The sequence below is a fragment of the Staphylococcus sp. AntiMn-1 genome (assembly GCF_001663395.1).
Classification (GTDB): domain Bacteria; phylum Bacillota; class Bacilli; order Staphylococcales; family Staphylococcaceae; genus Staphylococcus; species Staphylococcus equorum.
Genome location: NZ_CP012968.1, coordinates 2,447,429 through 2,466,834, shown reverse-complemented (window position 1 = coordinate 2,466,834; position 19,406 = coordinate 2,447,429). Strand labels below are relative to the sequence as shown.

General features: G+C 31.5%; 18 protein-coding genes. 8 read left to right on the top strand and 10 right to left on the bottom strand.

What is annotated here, in order from left to right; all coding sequences use genetic code 11:
- Positions 1-371 precede the first annotated feature (371 nt).
- A complete protein-coding gene (gene gltS / locus AOB58_RS11805) occupies positions 372-1,580 on the top strand; it encodes a sodium/glutamate symporter (protein ID WP_064783487.1) in 1,209 nt (402 codons plus the stop codon).
- A 97-nt stretch (positions 1,581-1,677) separates the two neighbouring features.
- On the opposite strand, the gene fni is transcribed toward gltS, so the two are convergent.
- Both fni and corA read right to left on the bottom strand, forming a co-directional pair.
- Entirely contained in the window at positions 1,678-2,721 is a 1,044-nt protein-coding gene (gene fni, locus AOB58_RS11800) for a type 2 isopentenyl-diphosphate Delta-isomerase (RefSeq protein WP_002506860.1), read from the bottom strand.
- Between the two features lie 74 nt (positions 2,722-2,795).
- Entirely contained in the window at positions 2,796-3,743 is a 948-nt protein-coding gene (corA, locus tag AOB58_RS11795; RefSeq protein ID WP_021338472.1) for a magnesium/cobalt transporter CorA, read from the bottom strand.
- Between the two features lie 151 nt (positions 3,744-3,894).
- Between corA and AOB58_RS11790 the strand changes: the two genes are divergently transcribed.
- Together AOB58_RS11790 and AOB58_RS11785 are read left to right on the top strand one after the other, a co-directional pair.
- Positions 3,895-4,362, top strand: a complete 468-nt coding sequence (locus tag AOB58_RS11790) for a thioesterase family protein (protein WP_002506858.1) — start codon at positions 3,895-3,897, stop codon at positions 4,360-4,362.
- Between the two features lie 14 nt (positions 4,363-4,376).
- Positions 4,377-4,778 carry a hypothetical protein gene (locus AOB58_RS11785; protein WP_021338474.1) on the top strand — a complete coding sequence of 134 codons (402 nt, stop codon included), beginning with the start codon at positions 4,377-4,379 and terminating at the stop codon, positions 4,776-4,778.
- A gap of 113 nt (positions 4,779-4,891) precedes the next feature.
- On the opposite strand, the gene AOB58_RS11780 is transcribed toward AOB58_RS11785, so the two are convergent.
- A complete protein-coding gene (locus tag AOB58_RS11780) occupies positions 4,892-5,791 on the bottom strand; it encodes an alpha/beta hydrolase fold domain-containing protein (RefSeq protein WP_064783486.1) in 900 nt (299 codons plus the stop codon).
- 276 nt (positions 5,792-6,067) lie between these two features.
- Between AOB58_RS11780 and AOB58_RS11775 the strand changes: the two genes are divergently transcribed.
- Complete coding sequence (locus tag AOB58_RS11775; protein WP_064783485.1) at positions 6,068-6,709, top strand: hypothetical protein; 642 nt, start codon at positions 6,068-6,070, stop codon at positions 6,707-6,709.
- A 140-nt stretch (positions 6,710-6,849) separates the two neighbouring features.
- Here the strand turns inward: AOB58_RS11775 and AOB58_RS11770 are convergent, their stop codons facing one another.
- Positions 6,850-8,748, bottom strand: coding sequence for a DHA2 family efflux MFS transporter permease subunit (locus AOB58_RS11770; protein ID WP_064783484.1), 1,899 nt, complete (start codon positions 8,746-8,748; stop codon positions 6,850-6,852).
- A 12-nt stretch (positions 8,749-8,760) separates the two neighbouring features.
- Positions 8,761-9,408 (bottom strand): HlyD family secretion protein, encoded by a 648-nt coding sequence (locus AOB58_RS11765; RefSeq protein ID WP_064783483.1) that lies wholly within the window; start codon positions 9,406-9,408, stop codon positions 8,761-8,763.
- 127 nt (positions 9,409-9,535) lie between these two features.
- Here AOB58_RS11765 and AOB58_RS11760 point away from each other — a divergent pair, with 127 nt between their 5' ends.
- Positions 9,536-10,084, top strand: a complete 549-nt coding sequence (locus AOB58_RS11760; RefSeq protein WP_002506852.1) for a TetR/AcrR family transcriptional regulator — start codon at positions 9,536-9,538, stop codon at positions 10,082-10,084.
- Positions 10,085-10,199: 115 nt separating this feature from the next.
- On the opposite strand, the gene AOB58_RS11755 is transcribed toward AOB58_RS11760, so the two are convergent.
- The 3 genes from AOB58_RS11755 to AOB58_RS11745 form a co-directional block, all read right to left on the bottom strand.
- Complete coding sequence (locus AOB58_RS11755; protein ID WP_064783482.1) at positions 10,200-11,411, bottom strand: putative multidrug effflux MFS transporter TcaB; 1,212 nt, start codon at positions 11,409-11,411, stop codon at positions 10,200-10,202.
- 252 nt (positions 11,412-11,663) lie between these two features.
- Positions 11,664-13,055, bottom strand: coding sequence for a membrane-associated protein TcaA (locus tag AOB58_RS11750; protein WP_021338478.1), 1,392 nt, complete (start codon positions 13,053-13,055; stop codon positions 11,664-11,666).
- Between the two features lie 399 nt (positions 13,056-13,454).
- Positions 13,455-13,919 (bottom strand): MarR family transcriptional regulator TcaR, encoded by a 465-nt coding sequence (locus AOB58_RS11745; protein WP_002506849.1) that lies wholly within the window; start codon positions 13,917-13,919, stop codon positions 13,455-13,457.
- A gap of 216 nt (positions 13,920-14,135) precedes the next feature.
- On the opposite strand from AOB58_RS11745, the gene AOB58_RS11740 reads away from it, so the two are divergent.
- On the top strand, positions 14,136-15,107 hold the full coding sequence (locus AOB58_RS11740) for a YdcF family protein (RefSeq protein ID WP_021338479.1): 972 nt from the start codon (positions 14,136-14,138) through the stop codon (positions 15,105-15,107).
- Between the two features lie 370 nt (positions 15,108-15,477).
- Here AOB58_RS11740 and AOB58_RS11735 read toward each other — a convergent pair whose 3' ends face one another.
- Together AOB58_RS11735 and AOB58_RS11730 are read right to left on the bottom strand one after the other, a co-directional pair.
- On the bottom strand, positions 15,478-16,146 hold the full coding sequence (locus tag AOB58_RS11735; protein WP_002506847.1) for an ABC transporter ATP-binding protein: 669 nt from the start codon (positions 16,144-16,146) through the stop codon (positions 15,478-15,480).
- Positions 16,146-17,198, bottom strand: a complete 1,053-nt coding sequence (locus tag AOB58_RS11730; RefSeq protein WP_021338480.1) for an ABC transporter permease — start codon at positions 17,196-17,198, stop codon at positions 16,146-16,148. Before AOB58_RS11730 ends, AOB58_RS11735 begins: the two co-directional genes overlap by 1 nt.
- 156 nt (positions 17,199-17,354) lie before the next feature.
- On the opposite strand from AOB58_RS11730, the gene AOB58_RS11725 reads away from it, so the two are divergent.
- Both AOB58_RS11725 and AOB58_RS11720 read left to right on the top strand, forming a co-directional pair.
- Positions 17,355-18,029: a response regulator transcription factor gene (locus AOB58_RS11725; protein ID WP_064783481.1), complete on the top strand. Its 675-nt coding sequence runs from the start codon at positions 17,355-17,357 to the stop codon at positions 18,027-18,029.
- Complete coding sequence (locus AOB58_RS11720; RefSeq protein WP_064783480.1) at positions 18,022-19,389, top strand: sensor histidine kinase; 1,368 nt, start codon at positions 18,022-18,024, stop codon at positions 19,387-19,389. The genes AOB58_RS11725 and AOB58_RS11720 overlap by 8 nt, the downstream gene beginning before the upstream one ends.
- Positions 19,390-19,406: the final 17 nt, after the last annotated feature.

Genomic DNA, 19,406 nt, shown 5'->3' with positions numbered 1-19,406 from the left:
TATAACCTAGTATTTACATATGATATATAGTATATCAAAACTGATAGAATGTCATCGGATAAAACTTCATTTCTTTTATATAATGGTCATTTAGTCTTTTTTAGCTATTTGATTATACTTGATTATTTTAATTTTACTTCCTTTAATTAACTTTAATACTATATAAATTAAGTTCTATTATAAAATTTGGTGTTAAATTACACAAAAAAACTATATATTTCTTAGCATTTAATTTTTTTGTAGCATTATCATATTCGAGAATGTATAATAAATATCATGGACTTTTGTAAGCACTTTCTTACTTTAGTACAAAAATTATTTACATATCACAACTTAGGAGAGATTTATTTGTAAAATGAGGGGGAATGAAAATGCTAGAGCTAGACGCTATTACTACTTTAGCACTCGCATGTGTTTTATATCTTTTAGGGGTATATATAGTGAATCATATTGGCATCTTAAAGCGATTATGTATTCCTGCACCAGTAATTGGTGGTTTGTTATTCTCAGTACTTGTTGCTATCTTACAATCAACGAACATTATAACAATAAAATTAGATTCTGAATTCTTTCAGAACTTCTTTATGCTTGCTTTCTTTACAACAATTGGACTAGGAGCATCATTAAAACTACTACGCTTAGGCGGAAAAGTGTTAATATTATATTTTATCTTTTGTGGGGTTCTTGCCGTATTCCAAAACATTATTGGAGTATCCTTAGCAAAAGTTTTAAATATTCCACCATTACTTGGACTAACAGCTGGTTCAATGTCAATGGAAGGTGGACACGGGAATGCTGCAGCATATGGTCAAACCGTGCAAAACATGGGTATTGATTCAGCATTAACAGCCGCTCTAGCAGCCGCAACATTAGGTCTTGTTGCTGGTGGATTAATTGGTGGTCCTGTAGTTAAATTTTTAATAAATAAATATAAGTTAAAACCAGAACACGCAGAAGAAACAACAAAAGATTACAGTAATGTAAAATCTAACGCATATTTAAGAAATCGCATGACACCGACAACAATTTTCCTATTACAATTTTCAATTGTAGCCATCTGTATGGCCATTGGTTCTTATTTAGGTAATACATTCTCGGACATAACAAACATTAATGTTCCTGTTTATGTGGGTGCTATGTTTGTCGCAGTTATTATACGTAATATATCAGAATATAATAATTTAAATCTTATTGATATGAAGATTGTCGATAGTATCAGTGATGTTTCTCTTAGCCTATTCTTATCTATTGCCTTAATGAGTATTCAACTTACTGAAATTTATCAATTAGCGATTCCATTAATCGTTATTGTATTAGTACAAGTCGCATTTATCGTATTATTCTCAGTCTTCGTCGTCTTCAGAGGACTAGGTAAAAACTATGATGCCGCAGTTATGATTGGTGGTTTCATCGGACATGGTTTAGGTGCTACACCTAACGCAATGGCTAACTTAGATGTTATTACTAAAAAATACGGTGCTTCACCTAAAGCTTATCTTGTCGTTCCGATAGTCGGAGCATTCTTAATAGATTTACTTGGTGTACCAATCGTTACAACATTCATTAACATCTTTGGTTAAAGTAAAAATGACATTTGAATCAAACTGAAATATAAACATTTTCAGTTAAATAAAAAGATGGTTGAGACAAGTATTTATGTCTCAGCCATCTTTTTTGTTATCTAATATCTAACCCTCTTTGTTCTATCCATGATTCTAGCTTAGGGCTAAAGATCATTTGTGATTGTTTTAAATCTTTAATTGTTGGTGTATCAAGCATTGTCATAATTTTCTTCATGTGATCTGTGAATTGTTCAGCATAATTAATTGCCTCTGTAATACCATGGTGCTCGACTTGGTTTAAAAATGGTCGTGACATACCAACAGCACTAGCGCCTAATGCAAGACATTTCACTGCATCTAATGGCGTTCTCACACCACCACTTGCTAATATATCCATATCTTGTTGGTGTGCAGTACTTTCTAATAGTGATTCAACAGTCGTTTGCCCCCATAAACCAAGATAATCCATATCTTTATATGTACGTCTTTCATTTTCAATATCTACAAAGTTTGTACCGCCACGTCCACTTACATCAACGTATCGGATCCCAATCTCATGCAATTGTTTAATTGTTTCTTTGCTCATACCAAAACCAACTTCTTTAACAATCACTGGTACATCCACATGCGCTACAATTTGCGCAAGATTTTCCATCCATGTAGAGAAAGTTCTATTCCCTTCTGGCATGACAAGTTCTTGAGGTGCATTTACATGAACTTGTAGCGCTTGTGCATCAAGTAATTTCACTGATTCAACTGCTTTATCTACAGGTACATCTGCACCAACATTACTGAATATAATACCATCAGGATTTGTTTCTCTTACTATACTAAATGATGAAATCATTTTACTATTACGTAAAGCAGCATGTGTAGATCCTACAGCCATTGCCATTCCAGTTTCACGTGCAATGATCGCCAGTTTCTCATTGATCTCTTTCGTCCATTCACTGCCACCTGTCATTGCATTAATATATAATGGTTGCTTAAGTGTAAAGTCCTTTAATTCACTTTGTATATTAACATCATCCACATCGATATTCGGAATTGAATGATGGACAAACCTTATTTCATCAAAATCTGAAATTGTAGCATCTTGTTGTGCCATTGCAATTTCTACGTGCTCATTCTTTCTTTGTTCTCTTTTATTATCACTCATCTTTTGCCCTACTTTCAATCCTTATTATGTTCACTCTATTATTTAATACATTACCTATATTTTCAAATATAATATTAAAACCATTTCTCTTTTTTAAAATAAAAAATACTACCTATACTAATTGCTAACATGATTGCAAGTACAATGTAATAACCGTAATGCCATTGAAGTTCTGGCATATTTGAAAAATTCATTCCATATATACCTGTAATTAATGTTAAAGGAAGGAATACAACAGATACTAAAGTAAGTATTTGCATAATGCTATTCATCTTATAGTATGAATATGACGAATAATTATCCCTTATTTCTTCAGTCATTTCTTGTGATAAGTTTATTATATTTTCTTGTTTAATCATGTGATCGTCTATATGTTGAATATACATATGATTCTTGTCATCTACAAGTAATTGACTGCTTTCTTTCATATTATCTACTAATTCTCTCATCGGATATATAATACGCTTTAATTTTATGATTTTCGAACGTATTTTAAATACATCATCCATTATTTCTTTAGTTGAGCTACCATGTGTTTCTCTATCTTCTAACTCATAGACTTTATTTTCGATATCATAAATTAATTCAAAATAAGTATCTACAACTTTGTCTAAAATATAAAGTATCACATCTGAAGCATCTAAATCCGATTCATAATGGCTTGAGATATACTGCTCTACTTCTTGTAATACCTCAAAATGTTTATGGTGATATGTAATTAACATATTGTCTTTAATGTACAGATTCAGAACCTTGTCTCCAGTATATTGCGAATCAACGCTATGAAACGCTATATACTGATACGTGTTATAAATTTTATATTTAGCCCTTGGAGTCCCATTTATTGTATCATCGATTTCAAGTTGATTAAAATTAAAGTATGATTGTAGCATCTCGTTTTCTTCGTCAGATGGATTATTAAAATCACACCAAATAAAAGTAGCTGATTCAGGAATTTCTTTAAAGTGATTAACTTGGGATAAAGATTCTTTAGAAGTCTGATATTTTATTGTCACACTCATAATTTCCCTCCTCAAATCATTTCTTTTATTTTACCATGAAATACACTGTATGTATGGTTTAGTAAGTTTTAGTTATTTTTCTTTAGTAAATACATTTACATGTTAAAATTTAACTATTACTTTTGTTTTTAACAACCAAGGAGCTGTTTACATGAAAAAGCCTTTTACAGTAGTACAAACTGTTGCCAAAGAAATGATAGATCATAACGGACACGTACATGATGCCAACTACAATATGGTTTTTAGTGATGCAATAAACCAATTTAATTATCAGCATGGTTTATCACTTCAAGAACGAAAAGCATTAAATTATACAATCTTCACCGTTGAAGAACAGACTGCTTATTTATCGGAATTAATTGAAAATGACCAATTCTACATCAGTGTATATATATATAATTACGACGTTAAAAGAGTACATTTCTTCTCAATAATGAAGAAACAAGATGGGACGACTGTAGCTACAAATGAAGCTATGATGTTAGGAATTAGCAGAGCAACTAAAAAATCCGCCCCATTCCCTCAACATTTTTTAGATCAAATTGTAAGTTATTATGATAATCAAGAACGCATCGATTGGCCTAAACAATTAGGTCATCGTATCAACATTTCACAGTAAGGAGATGTATATTCATGTCACAAAATATAAGAGAAGTCGTACAATTACAGCTATATGATTTATTCGATAATACTAAATTTGAACTTAGTGAACTCAATCAAAATAAAAGTCTCGTTATTAATGGCCCTGATAGTAAACTCATCAAGCGTGGTTTAGATATAAGCTATCTCCAAGGTCAAAAGAAAGCAATCGACGCGATTGATACACTTTTAAAAACATATACAGATGATCGTATATTCATTGAACATTATAATAATTACGTACTTATTACTTCAGAAGAATTTGAAACATCTGCTTCTAACTTTGCTTCAATGATTGAACCTCAAGATGAATTCGAATTATTTTTAGCAACTCATTATAATCTAATGGGTCAAAAACTAATTATCGATACGATTAATACACTTATAAATAGTTAAACGCAATAAAACAGTTCCAATTTATGTGCAAATTGGAACTGTCTTATTTTTTTCTATTTATACTTTGAGTTTATAAGTTGGCTTTTACTTAAAGTAAATATCTTTATTGTTCATTATACGTCAATTGTATTAACAATTTGTTTAACAACTTTATGAGACTCTCTAATAGGCAATAGTTCGAACGCATGAACCATGTTTTTGTATTCATAATAATGAATTGGTTGTTGACGCTCTTCTAAAATATAAACTAATTTTTTCATATCTGGTTGATAAATCTCACGAGTACCACCAAACATAAATATCGGTGGTAAATTAGTTAAATTACCATTGATAGGTGAAACTTTAGATTCATCTAGTGATAAATCTTTTGACCAATAACGCATAATTTTTTGAACACCATATTTATTTAGAATGACATCTTTCTTTTCTAACTCTTCTGTAATTGCTTCGTTTTGTAGATGTGCATCTAGAAGCGGAGATAGTAAATAAACCTTATTTGGCAACGGTTGTTGCTTATCTTGCAATTGCTGCATAAAGCTTAATGCTAGTGCACCACCTGTCCCATCGCCCATAATGATGATTTCATCACTACTCACTTCGGATAATAATTGATTATACACTTCAAAAATAGCACTGTATGTGTCATCAATATAATACTCAGGTGCTTTAGGATAAATTGGCATAACAATTTCATGTAATGTACTCAATGCGAGCTTATCCATTAATCTCCAATGAAATGCTGAGGGTTGCAATACATTGTAGCCACCATGTATATATAGTATTTTTTTCTTGCGACTATGCCTAAAACAAAATCTAAAAAGTTGCATGTCCCCTATAGTTTGCTTATCCAAATCGGATTTCACATTTAATGTTTCTGGTTGTTTATGCTTTTTTTCATTCATTTTTAACCTTGTGTCTAAAAAACGTTCAAAATCTTGCTCACCTTCAAATAAAATTGATCTATGTGGTAATAAATACTTGTTGATAAATTTTGTTGTCAGTCTTGATTTCATTCATAATCAACCCAATCTCTATATTTAATGTGCATTTTATCAGAATTTTTTAATATAATTTAGTATTTAAAATTAATGTTATGGTAAAATTAATACAATGACATAAAAACGAAGATATAATATAATGTAAGTAACATAAAACCCCTATTTTAAATGCTATTGAATATTAAATACATTCTATCGATAATTAAAATGTATCAGTTATTTAGCATTATAACAAAACAAAAGTCATAAAATAAGCAGATGCTAATATTAGTTTAGCGAAAGGAGCACCTTATGGCCGAAAAAAACAAACAGTTTGCCGATTTTGAGCACACACTAACGAGCGAGCCTATGCAAAGAGGATCTCGATATGGTAAAAAGAAACTTTCTTGGGTAAACATACTTATCCAACTTCTCGTATTAATATTAGTAGCTATTACAGGCTATAGTATGTTTAAGGAACCTATTTTCAATCTAGTGTTTGTTAAAGAAACAATTAACTTCCACCAACTTACAAACTTTCAAGAAACGATCAATAGCTTCTCTAACTTAAATATCAACGTTGAAAACATTGACAACTTACAAACAAGTGTCGATCGTTTGATATTAGTATTTTATGTATTTTTTATTGCTTGTATTTTTAGTTTAGTTTTAACTATTTTTACAATCATTTTTAATAGAACTTCATTAAAAATTGTCAATATGTTTGTTATTGCCATTATGTTAGTTATTACATTTGGTTTTTCTTACTTAATTAAAAATATTGCTAGACGTATCGCTGATTCAATAAATCAATATTATGTTTCCGTTAAGCCTCTTGATATTTTGACTGAGGCTGATGCAATTCATAATGCGCTCATCCTTTTAGGATGTAGTATTGCATTGATTATTATTAGTATGCTTTTCAGAAATCGTAAACCTCGTATACGTGCTTAATAATGAAAGCATAACTGTTCATTCATTAAGCTAACACAACTAAATTTTAAAATAGAAAGAACCAATCCATTAGACAATGGATTGGTTCTTTTATTTTGAGAATAGCTACTTATATCTCATTTTTAAATTTTATAGTTACTTTAATTTTCTTTTGATAAATAATGTTCTTTCCCTTTTAAGAAAAGACTTAATATAAATGCAAGTGCACTTAAACCTGTCGCAACTAAAAACGCGCTATTCACACCGTTAATGGAAGCAATTTTCTGAACAAATTCTAACAATTGTGATGTCGCTAATTGTTCGCCGCCCATTGTTTGTGCCATTTCTTGTAAACGATCTTTAATAAATGGATTCGTTTTATCCAAATCTTGTGAATAAGCAGCGATATGTTCAGTTGTTTGTGTTGACATTACAGTCACTAATAAAGCTGTACCTATAGAACCTGCAAGTTGTCTTAATGTATTTGATAAGGCATTACCATGGGAAATCAACCGTTGTGGCAAGGAATTCATGCCTGCAGTCATAATCGGCATCATGATAAAACTCATACCAAATGAACGAATCATATAAACTATCATTAAGTGAGTATACGTTGTATTCGTATTCAGTTTCGACAATTCCCAAGTTGCATAAGTCATGATTCCTGTGCCTATAAGGGCTAACGGTTTAATACCAATTGTATCTAATAATTTACCTGCAATAGGACCCATTAGTCCCATAATTAATGCACCAGGTAATAATAGTATCCCTGAATCCATAGGACTAAACCCTTTTAAGTTTTGTAAATACAAAGGCAATAGAATCATACCACCGTATAAACTCATCGTAACAATCATATTGATTATAGTTGTTAATGTGAAACCAGAATACTTTAATACTTCCATATTCAACATTGGTACACGCATTGTAAGTTCTCTAATAACAAAGGCAATAATAAAGATAACACCTAGCATTAATGAAATTAACACGATAGGTGAAGTCCATGTATTATTCCCTGCTTCACTGAAGCCATACAATAGCGCACCAAAACCAATGGTACTAAAGATAATACCTGGGACATCTGCTTTAGGGTTTGTTGTAACTTGATATACTCTAAACCATATATAACCAATAATTAATGCTACCAGTCCGATGATAAACATACCATAGAACATAACATTCCATTGGTAATTTTCAACGATATATCCAGATAATGTTGGACCAATCGCTGGTGCTAAGATCATTGCTATACCTAATGTTCCCATTGCCGCTCCACGTTTTTCTGGTGGGAAAATCGTCATAAATACATTTGTACCTAACGGCATTAATACACCAGCTCCAATGGCTTGCAATACGCGTCCTACCATCATCATTCCAAACGAACCTGATATACCACAGACTAAAGAGCCTAATGTAAATAATGCCATCGCAACTAAAAAGAGTTTACGATAAGAATATTTATTAAATAAAAACGCACTGATAGGAATTAAAATACCGTTGACCAACATAAATCCTGTCATTAACCACTGTCCGGTATTTGCAGAAATATTAAAATCAATATTGATTTCTGGTAAAGCCACATTCAATAACGTTTGATTTAAGATTGCAATAAACATACCAAAAATCATTGCCACTAAAACTTTGGCTTGTGTAGCACCTTTACCAAACATAAATGAATTATGTTTGGCTTTTAGTTGTTCATTGACTTGGGCTTCTTCTGAATTTGGATTTATAGTTTCATGATTTGAATCAGTTTGTTGTACTTCTTCGGTTTCTGTATTAAAAGTTTCATTTTCATCATCAAGCACATCAGATTCTGATGTAACGTTTTCACTTGTATGACGTGTTGTTGCAGATTGTTTCGTTGTTTCGCTAGATTTTTCATTGTTTCTTATATTAAATTTAGATTGATAATTTTCATTTGATGTGTTGTTTTCATGCTTAACATGTTCCATTTGTCGCATTGATTTCTTTTTATTTCTTTTCGTTATAAATAGATTCAATAATCCGACAAGAATGAGCGCTATGACTACGTAAATAATAATGAAGGCCATTGTCATTTCAAGCCCTCCTTAGTTTTTATGGATTTTAACTTCAGCGTTCATTCCTGGAACAACATTATTAGATGGTTTTGAATCTAGTGAGATTTTTACAGGTACTACTTGAGAAACTTTAGTATAGTTACCATCACTGTTTGTTGAAGGCATCATAGAAAAACTTGACGCTGTTGCTTTACCAACCTCTTCTACTTTACCTTTAAGTTCAGCGTCTTCACCGTCTAGTGTTATATTTACATCTTTACCTTCTTCAACATCTGCAATGTTTTTTTCATCAACATTTGCAGTAATGTATGAATCATCTAAATTATAAGCATAGGCAATTGGCGATCCAGCTTGCGCCATTGAACCTTCCATACCATCAGTTTTTACAATTGTGCCGTCTTGAGGCATTTTAATATCCATTTTTTGTGATTGGCCGTCTTCACCTTTTGTTGCAATCTCTGCAATTTTATCGCCTTTACTTAATTTCTCATTATTTTTAACGTCAAAAGATTTAATTTCGCCTGCTGCTGGAGCTGAAACTTTAATTTGCTCACCATCAACTTTGGCATTATCTGTACTGACGAACCCTGTAGCTTGATTATAAAAGTGGAAGCCAACTACTCCTATTATTACAAGAACTACAATGGTAATGACATTAATTAACACCATTTTCTTCATTACACTTTCCTCCTATTTGCTTTTAAAATTCACCTTATATATTATAGAGTCATGCTAAATAAAAAAACACCGACACTTCTACTAAATGTGTCGGGTAAGTAATTATATGTTTTTTGAAGGAGATAAAATGAGACAGAAAGCTAAAAATAAAATCATTCGAAATATGATTATCCTATTAGAAGAACATCCATTTGAACATATTACTATTAAAATGATTTGCGCTTATAGTGGGGTCAATAGAACGACATTCTATGACTATTTTGTGGATAAATATGACCTTTTATCTACAATTCAAACTTATCACTTAAAAAAGTATATAAAATTATTAGATGTTTTATACAATAGCTTTGAACACACAGAAATCAACTATGAGAAATTATATAAATTTTTTAAAATTATTTTGTGCTATATCCATCGTCATTATGGCTTCTTTCACGCAATATTTGTTACACACCCAAATCGTGACTTATTTAGCGATTATGTTAAAGAAACCAAACTCAATTATACAAAATTGTTAGATGATTATACGACCGTAACAAATAAAAAACAGTTTGTTACGTATGCTATCGGTGGGCAACTTGGTATTATCTATTACTGGGTACGTGAAGACTGTATTGAATCACCAAATGAAATGGCACAAATTTTACTTGCAAATGCCATTAAATTAGGGCGTTAATACTGTAATCATTTTCGCATTACAATGTTTTTATAATATAGAAAATAAAAACGGCTGCTAGATATCCACTAAGGAATCTAACAGCCGTTTCTCATTTTCTTTTTATCCAATTTCACTATTTTGGAGCTACACGTTTAAATACATAATAATTTATTATTTGAAGTGTAATCAACAATAATCCTACTATTAATATAATCGTGACATAGGGGATATAACTATCTTCCCCCATCACGCCAACTAGTGGTGACACAAGCCCACCTATTAAGAATTGCACTAACCCTAATAAGCTAGATGCACTACCATTGCCGACTGTGTTCTCATCCATTGCAATCGAGAAACCTAATGTCGCTACTCCTGTAACAGGAGCCACTAGAACAATAAAACCTATAAACAATAGCCAGATAGATAGATGCATGTATAAAATAACGCTTATCCATACAACACCCACTAATTGAATGATTGTTAATACACGCAAAAGAACTTGTCTATCAATATAGTCCACTAACTTACCTGTCAATTGACTAGAAACAATGAGACTTATACCTACAGATGCAAACATAAGGCTAAATTGCTGAGCAGACATGTCATAAATACGTTGTGCAATAAAAGGAGATGCAGAAATATAACTAAACAATATAACGAATGTCACACCTTGTATAAGCATAGGTAATACAAATCGAGGTGTTGCTAATAGCTGTTTGAAACCTTTGAAGATACTAACGAGATGGGGGCTATCTCGCTGCTCAGTTGACAATGACTCTTTAATATTAAATATCGTTCCAAATAACATTAGCAGACCAAATATAGTTAATATAACAAAGACCATACGCCACGTAGAAAATGATAGAATGACACCGCCTAATGCCGGTGCTAATACTGGTGCAACACCGTTTACTAACATGAGTAACGCTAAAAATTTAGTTAATTGTTTTCCGGTATACAGATCACTTGATATCGCTCTAGAAATCACTGCCCCTGCTCCACCACAAAATCCCTGTACAAATCTTAAGGCGATCATCAAGCAAATATTATCCACAAAAATAATACCTATACTTGCCAATGTAAATAATGCCATAGCTACGATTAATGGTGTCTTTCGTCCTATAGAATCTGATATCGGACCTACAAATAAATTACCTAATGCTAAACCAATCATAAATAAAGATAAAGTTAGTTGTGAATTAGATGTTGTTGTATTGAAATCTGATTGTATCTGTGGCAAGCCTGGCAAGAACATATCAATAGATAATGCGCCTATCGCAGTTAACGCGCCTAAGATAATAACAAACAGTAAGGAATTCTTATGTTGCTCTTGATAATTGGACATTTCTATTCTCCTCAATGCTGAAGCCCTAGCATTTTTAGCTACTTATTAACACTTCATCTCATATCATTATAAGAAAATGTTCATTGCTATTATTATAGCCTTTGCTAACACAATTTTAAATAGATGTAGTTAAATTGATATGTAAAAGACAAAGGGAGCGATGATAAGAAATCAAAATTTGAAATTTGATTTCTTATCATCGCTCCCACAAAGTTGACTAAAAAATACGCTTTGCATTAATTTTTTAAATATTTAACTTTGCTCTGAATACTTCACTACTTTTAAATCATTCGCTTTGTCATTACCTTCAAGTTGATATTCTACTTCACCATATTGGCCATCTTCTTTTAATGTTTGGCCCGTAACATAGAATGTATTACCTTCTTTTACAATATCAGTAATCTGTGGTTGCTGAAGATAGAATAGTTCATTAGATTTAACGTCTTTTTTAGTATCCTTATACTTTTCACTATCTTTTTTTAAATAGGATGATACTAAATTAAAATCACTTTGACTGCGTGCACTAATCATTGCCGCAGTGTAATCACCGAAAAAACGAGACACCTTATTTCTAAAACTATTTTCTTCTTTTTCTTTTTTCTCAACATACTTCTCGATTTCATCATCATCAAAGTTTAAAGTGACTTGTGTTTTATCTTTGAGGTTATCTGTTTTCACTGTTGTTTCTGCTGATTTAAATGTTTTCTTCTTAGCTTGTCCTTCAGCAGATACCGTTATATCTTTTGTTTTAGGATATGGGCCAAATTCTTTAGCTTTTGCGTAATCATAAGTTTTGTCATTGATTTTAACTTTAACTGAATCTGTATCTATTTCAGATGCACCATTTAATTCAACTTGTACATATGCTTCGTTAAAGTCTTCAGTAACATCAACTGATTCATTGTTACTGTCATTAAAATTGAATTTGAGGTGACCATTGAATTGACCGTTCGACATTTCTTTCTTAGCTTCAAGTGTATAATCGCCTGGAATAAATTTACCTAAAGAAGTTGGCTTATTTTTCTCAGCTACTACAGTTTTTTGCTTATCATCTGCCTTAAATTTATACGTTGTTTCTTGTTTAGGTTTTACAATCGCTTCTTTAGTTGGTGCAGTAAAGCTCATATTATCAAATATTAAATAGCGAGTCCCATTTTTACTGATTCTCAGAACTTTTTCTCCATTTTTGGCTGTGACAAAATCTGAATTCTTAGTATCATTTTGGTTCAATTTCGCAATTTTACTATTTACATCTTTCACAAAGTTATCCATTCCAACTTCATTTTTTATGTATTTAATATAAGCATCAGCTTCATTTTCATCAACACTGTTATTTTGAGTACTCAAAAGAGTTGAAAGTTTTTGCGTATCGTTATTATCTACTGCATTTATTATAATCTCTGATTGCGCTTCAGGTGAATTAAAGTTTCTTACCAAGAAAAAAACAATGATAAGTAAGATAAGGATAAAGAATGCAATACCCCAAGGAATAACTTTACGTACGTTAATATTGGTTGTGTTTTTATTTGTTTTTGTAGAGCGTGTCATTTTTTCTGAATCGCCTTGCTTTGCACGATACCCGCAATGACTACACCTTCTCTGCCCATTTCTTATGTTTTCTCCACACTTCGGACATTTTTGCATTTTATCACCTCTTTACGATTACCCTTGTTTTTTACACTATCCCGCTATTTTAACACATTATAGGATGAAACTATATGGCAGATTAATACTCCATTAATCACTATACCCATGCATAATCGAAGTATACTAATAGTATATTTTAAAGCTATAATATTTATTATATGTGCCTTGCTTAAAAATTGATATACGCATTTAGTCCAATGCTTTGTTCTTTTACTGAATCGTCTATTGTTCATAACAATGTACCTTCAAAATTAATATCTAAATGTTTTATAAGTTAAAAGAGACTACTAGTCACCCTAGCTTGGGTGCTAACAGCCACTTAATAAGACTCATCTTTATCTAATTATATCTCGATGTATTTTTAAATATGTCCTATCATACTTATATTGATTAATGTTACGAATGATGTTTAATATTAAAGTTCTTCAACCTTTGATCAATGATCTCTAATACATAACGCGCTTGTTCAATTTCATCATCTGATAGATCATGCAGTATATCACTGACTATGTCATTTATAATAGACTTACTTTTTCTATTAAACTGTTTGCCCTTCTCAGTTAATTTAATATATTTTAATCGTTGATCTCCTGTGTCTTCAGATTTATCCCATTGTACAACCTCAGCTTGAATTAATTTTTTTATTCTTCGGCTGACGGCAGCTTTATTTACACCTTGTCGTTCTGTAATTTCTGTTAAAGTCATCGCTTTTCCATTTTCAAGCATTAATATAACGTTTGCCTGTTCTTTTGATACATTGTATTCTTCTCTTAATGCCTTTAATAATTTAGCTAATAATGTATTTACATCATCTATAAATTCTCCCATGAATTCTATATGACTACTTAAATTTTTCACCATTGGTTGCACCTCTTTAATCTCCACTGTATGTAATATCATTTTGTAATTTGTTATATTAATAGTATCAATATTTTAACGTCTATAAAAGTTAAAATATACAATCCTTCCATTTACGGATATTGTATGTTGCTTAATATTAATACTAAGGCTTTATCCATTTGCATATTTTAATGGATTCAACTACATTTAATATACTATAAAACACTGGGGTGAAACATGAATATTCTGGCACTACTTTGTAGTTTACTGATAGTACTTATTTTCTTAAGTATGTATTTTAATTTTAAATATTTTGCAAATATTAATATTTTTATTTCCCAGGTAATATTAGGTTATATTGTAATTATCTTACGTATTGGTTCTCATCAAATCCCTATAGACATCATTGTTGTAATGATTATTGGTTTCTTATTAGTACATATAAAACACAAACATATACTGCAGTATCGTATGAGCGCGCTATTTTTAAAACGACTTTATCGCTTATCTTTTAAAGTTATTGTTTTCACACTTGCTTGTGCATACATTAGCTTGCTACCTTTTGGATTTAATGTTGTATTCCTATGGTTATCAGCGATTGCCTTTAGCGCGATTTTCACTTTTATTTGTTATGTATCTTGCGCTTCTTGTTATTTAAATCAGAAATATATAGCAAAGTTTGATACGATACTCATCTTAGGTGCGGGTATTTTTAATGAACATGTCACGCCTATGTTAGCTAATAGATTAGATCGAGCATTAGGATTGTATAATCAACAACCAAATGCCCAATTTATCGTAAGTGGTGGACAAGGTCCGGATGAACCTATATCTGAAGCTTTGGCCATGTTTCGTTACTTAGTTGATCGTGGCGTGAACCCAGCTCAAATTTTAATGGAAGATGCATCTACGAGTACATATGAAAACATTAAATTTACAAAAGCACTAATACAGCAGTCATTCAATACAAAACCTAAGATTGTCTGTGTCACAAGTCAATTTCATATTATGCGTGCAGTCCGCTTCGGCCAAAAGTTAGACCTTAAATTAAAAGGCGTAGGAAGTCATACACCTTATCACTTTTTTGAAGTTGCCTTAATTAGGGACTTTTTAGCATTAATGTATCAATACAAGTTATTGCTTACAGTTTACTTTGCTACATTATTTTTTGCTTGTATTTTTGCATTGTGGCACATCCCTACTTCTTAGACATATAATGTTAAAAACAACCAGTTTTAAATCGATTTAAAATATCAATTTAGCAAATAGATCAACGTGACATAGTATTAAGTATTTATTAATAGTACTAAACATAAGAAGAATAAGAACGCAAAAAATAAGAGGCTGGGACATATCACATGTCTCAGCCTCTTATTTTTATTGGCAGTGGCTGACTGAATTTAAAAAGCGCTTCGGCTCTTATATCCCATTTAACAGTCAGCTGTGTCGGGATGGCTCATACAACGAAATTTCATTGAAAAAAAGTAAATTTCTGTCCCATTCCTTTCTCCCCGTTCTAAAAAGGTTATTTATTATTTTTATCTCCCAAGCGCTTCAAAAGGAATTAGACTTTTATGGGTTATGAATTCACTATTACACCATTATCTAATTCAATTACTCTGTCTGCATACTGAAATAATCGTTTGTCATGGGTAATCATTATACCTATCATTTTTTTACTTTGTATTTGATTTTTAATCATGTGAATAACTTCAGTTGCACGTTCTGCATCTAAACTTGCTGTAGGTTCATCCGCAAGTATAATTTTAGGATTGTTCATCAATGCTCTCATAATCGCTACACGTTGTTTCTCCCCACCAGATAACATATGTGGAAATACATTTAAACGGTGTTCTAATCCTATTTGTTTTAATAACATTTCCGCTCTTTGATTCGCATCATTTTTAGACATCCCAGCTTCTTTACCTATTGTCGTTAATTGTGCTTTCACTTTTAAATAAGGCACTAAATGTGAAGATTGGAATATAAATCCAATTTCATTCAATCTTAATTCTGATGCTTTTTTATCTCCTGCATATAATGGAGAACCATTATACAAAATGTCACCACTATTTTGTGAGAGTAATCCACCTAAAATAGTAAGTAATGTTGTCTTACCTGAGCCTGATGCACCATTTAATATTACGAATTCTCCATCATTTACTTCAAAGTTTATTCCTTTTAATACAGGCGTTTCTGATGGACCTTTACCAAATGTTTTTTTAATATCTTTTACTTGTAAACTCATTATTCTCCACCTCCAATTGCTTCAATAGGGTCTACTTTAAACAGTTTAATGAACGATAATACTGCACCTATAATTGCCACTACAATAAATACGCCTACAACTAATAATAGATTAGATAGTGTTACATGGAATGGCATGGATACGGGCATAATTAATGATAAACCACTCACAAATCCTACAGAAATTAACACACCGATCATAGTAGTAATTAATATTTGAATTAATAATGCACTTAATAAATGTTTTGTTTTGATGCCAATTGCTTTTAAGATACCGATTTCTGGTATTTTTTGAATCGTCATAACATAGAAGAATGCGCTAAGTACGATCGCTGAAATCACGAATAAACTTACAATCATCATATTTAATGGCGCTTGCTCTGCTTGATAACTTGGTATTTCACTTGTAATATCATCTTGTGTAAATACTTTGACATCTGAGATTTTATTTATTTCATCTTGTTGTTTACTTGTTAAGTCTTTAACAGGATAAACTGTACTCACTTGTTTGTTCAAATTGTCGAAGCCACTATCACTCATCATCACGACTGAGCTATGTGAATGCATCGTATCGTTGATAACACCTGATACTCTTAATTCTTTACCATCTTTAACTTCAACCATGTCACCAACGTTTATACCTTCTGCAGTGAGCTTACTATTAATTGCAAATTCATTATCTTTTGTTGGATAACTACCTTCTGCCAATTCAGGCTTGTCATTATTCACTGTATTAATCATCACAACATCTTCTTCGGTTTTATCAATTTTTAATGTTTGTGACGCTAATTTTAATGGTTCTTGGTTTGTGATATCTTCTATTTTCTTTTGTTGTTCTGGTTTGATAATTGATTTCTCAATTTGTGGTTGCTTATTGTCCTGTAAAACATATTTTTCAGTTTTCATATTGTCTAACATCGATATATTTTCTCTTGCTAACCCCTGTGCTAATCCGCTAATAAATAGAACCATAATACCTAGTAATAAAATGATTAACATAATTAAAATATAACGGAATTTATAATATTTTATCTCCTGCCATGCTAATTTCATCATTTCCACTCCTTCTCCAAAACTTATATCTAGAGTTTATCCTCCTTATGTGAACTCAATATGAACTTATGTTCATTTTTTAAAAACTTTTGTTATTTGTGAAGTCTATGAGTAACGTTTATAATGACAATAAAAATAAAGAAGGAGACATTGCCCATGACAACTTGTCTTATTGTCGATGATGACAAAAAAATATTAGAGTATGTTTCTAATTATATTCGTCGTGAAGGATTAGAAACAATTACGCAATCAAGCGCTGAAGACGCACTGTCCTATCTAGAATCAAATCTAGTAGACATTGCCATTGTAGATATTATGATGGGTGGCATGAGCGGTTTTGAGCTCTGTAAAATTTTAAAAGAAGATTACGATATGCCAGTTATCATGTTAACTGCGCGCGATGCGCTAAGTGATAAAGAACAAGCTTATTTAACAGGCACAGATGACTATGTCACGAAACCTTTCGAAGTAAAAGAGCTCATTTTCAGAATTAAAGCTGTGCTGAAGCGCTATAACATTAATGCTAATAGTGAAATTACTATTGGCAACCTGACGTTTAATCAAGCGTATTTAGAATTACAGACAGATTCTAAAACAATGAATTTGCCTAATAAAGAATTCCAATTGCTATTTATCCTTGCTTCTCATCCAAGACAAGTTTTTAATCGTGATGATTTAATAGAAAAAATATGGGGATTTGATTATGAAGGTGATGAGCGCACTGTCGATGTTCATATTAAACGCCTTAGAAAAAGGCTTGAAAAATTGGAAGCATCAGTAACAATTCATACAGTGCGTGGATTGGGTTATAAGGTGGATGATCATGTTTAAATCACTCTATACACGCATTGCAGTGTATACTATTGTTGTTATGCTCTTCAGTGCAGTAGTCAGTTTTTTATGTACAAATATTATTTATCATAATTTTTTGAAAGAAAATAATGACGCAAAAATTATGCGTACTTTAAAAGATTCGATGGAATATCAAAAAGAATCAAAAATTGATAGTCATCCACCATTTTTCAAACATTTAGGTGAAATGAATTACCAAATTATGACTATTTCAGAAAATGGAAAAAGAACATACTATGGTGAAGCATTCAGAAAAGATAATATAGCACAACAAGATGTTCAAAGTGTATTAAACGGTAAAGATTATCATGGTATTAAAAATTTACCTTACACGCCTATTATTACTGGTTTTTTTGAAAATACTACTCAAAATACAGTAGGTATTGCTTTTGAATCCGAAGGTCAAAACTATGCCGTCTTCATGAGACCTGATATCGGTAAAACATTTAGTGAATTTAGAATATTCTTAGCGATACTAATATCGTTATTACTCATTATCTCTATCATCCTAGTTATTTCTTCAACTTATACATTAATCAAACCCATTCAACAATTGAAAAACGCGACAGAACGTCTTATGCAAGGCAATTTTGATACAGCAATTAAAATCACACGTAAAGATGAATTAGGCACGTTACAATATCGATTTGATAAGATGAGACTTTCATTAAAACAATTAGATGATATGAGACAACATTTCGTTCAGAACGTTTCTCATGAAATCAAAACACCATTGACACATGTTCATCATCTACTTGATCAGCTCAAATTTGCTAAGAGCGATCAGGAACGTAAGCGCTATATTGATGATATTTACCAAATCACTACACAACTTAGCGAATTAACAAAAGAACTTTTATTGTTATCCGAAATTGATAATGGTGCACATCTTGAATTTAAAGATCACATTGCACTTAATCAACTTTTAAAACAAATTATTCGCCATGAACAATTTTCTGCCAATGAAAAAGATTTAATCATCATGTCAGATTTAGAAAATATTAAAATGGTTGGTAACGAACGCTTATTACATCAAGCATTCCAAAACCTCATTACAAATGCCATTAAATATTCAGTTCAAGGCGGCACAATAGATATTATACTTAAGCAGGATTTAGATTCTATTAAGTGTACAATTACAGACGATGGTCAGGGTATGACTGAAGAAACACAATCACGTTTGTTCGAACGTTTTTATAAAGCAAGTAATCATGACAATAGTAATGGCTTAGGCCTTGCTATTGCTAAGACCATTTTTGAACTACATGGTGGTACGATATCCATAGTAAGCGAAAAAAATAAGGGCACTACATTCTCTATCGAAATCCGTAAAAGTTAAATTAAAAGCGCACGGTT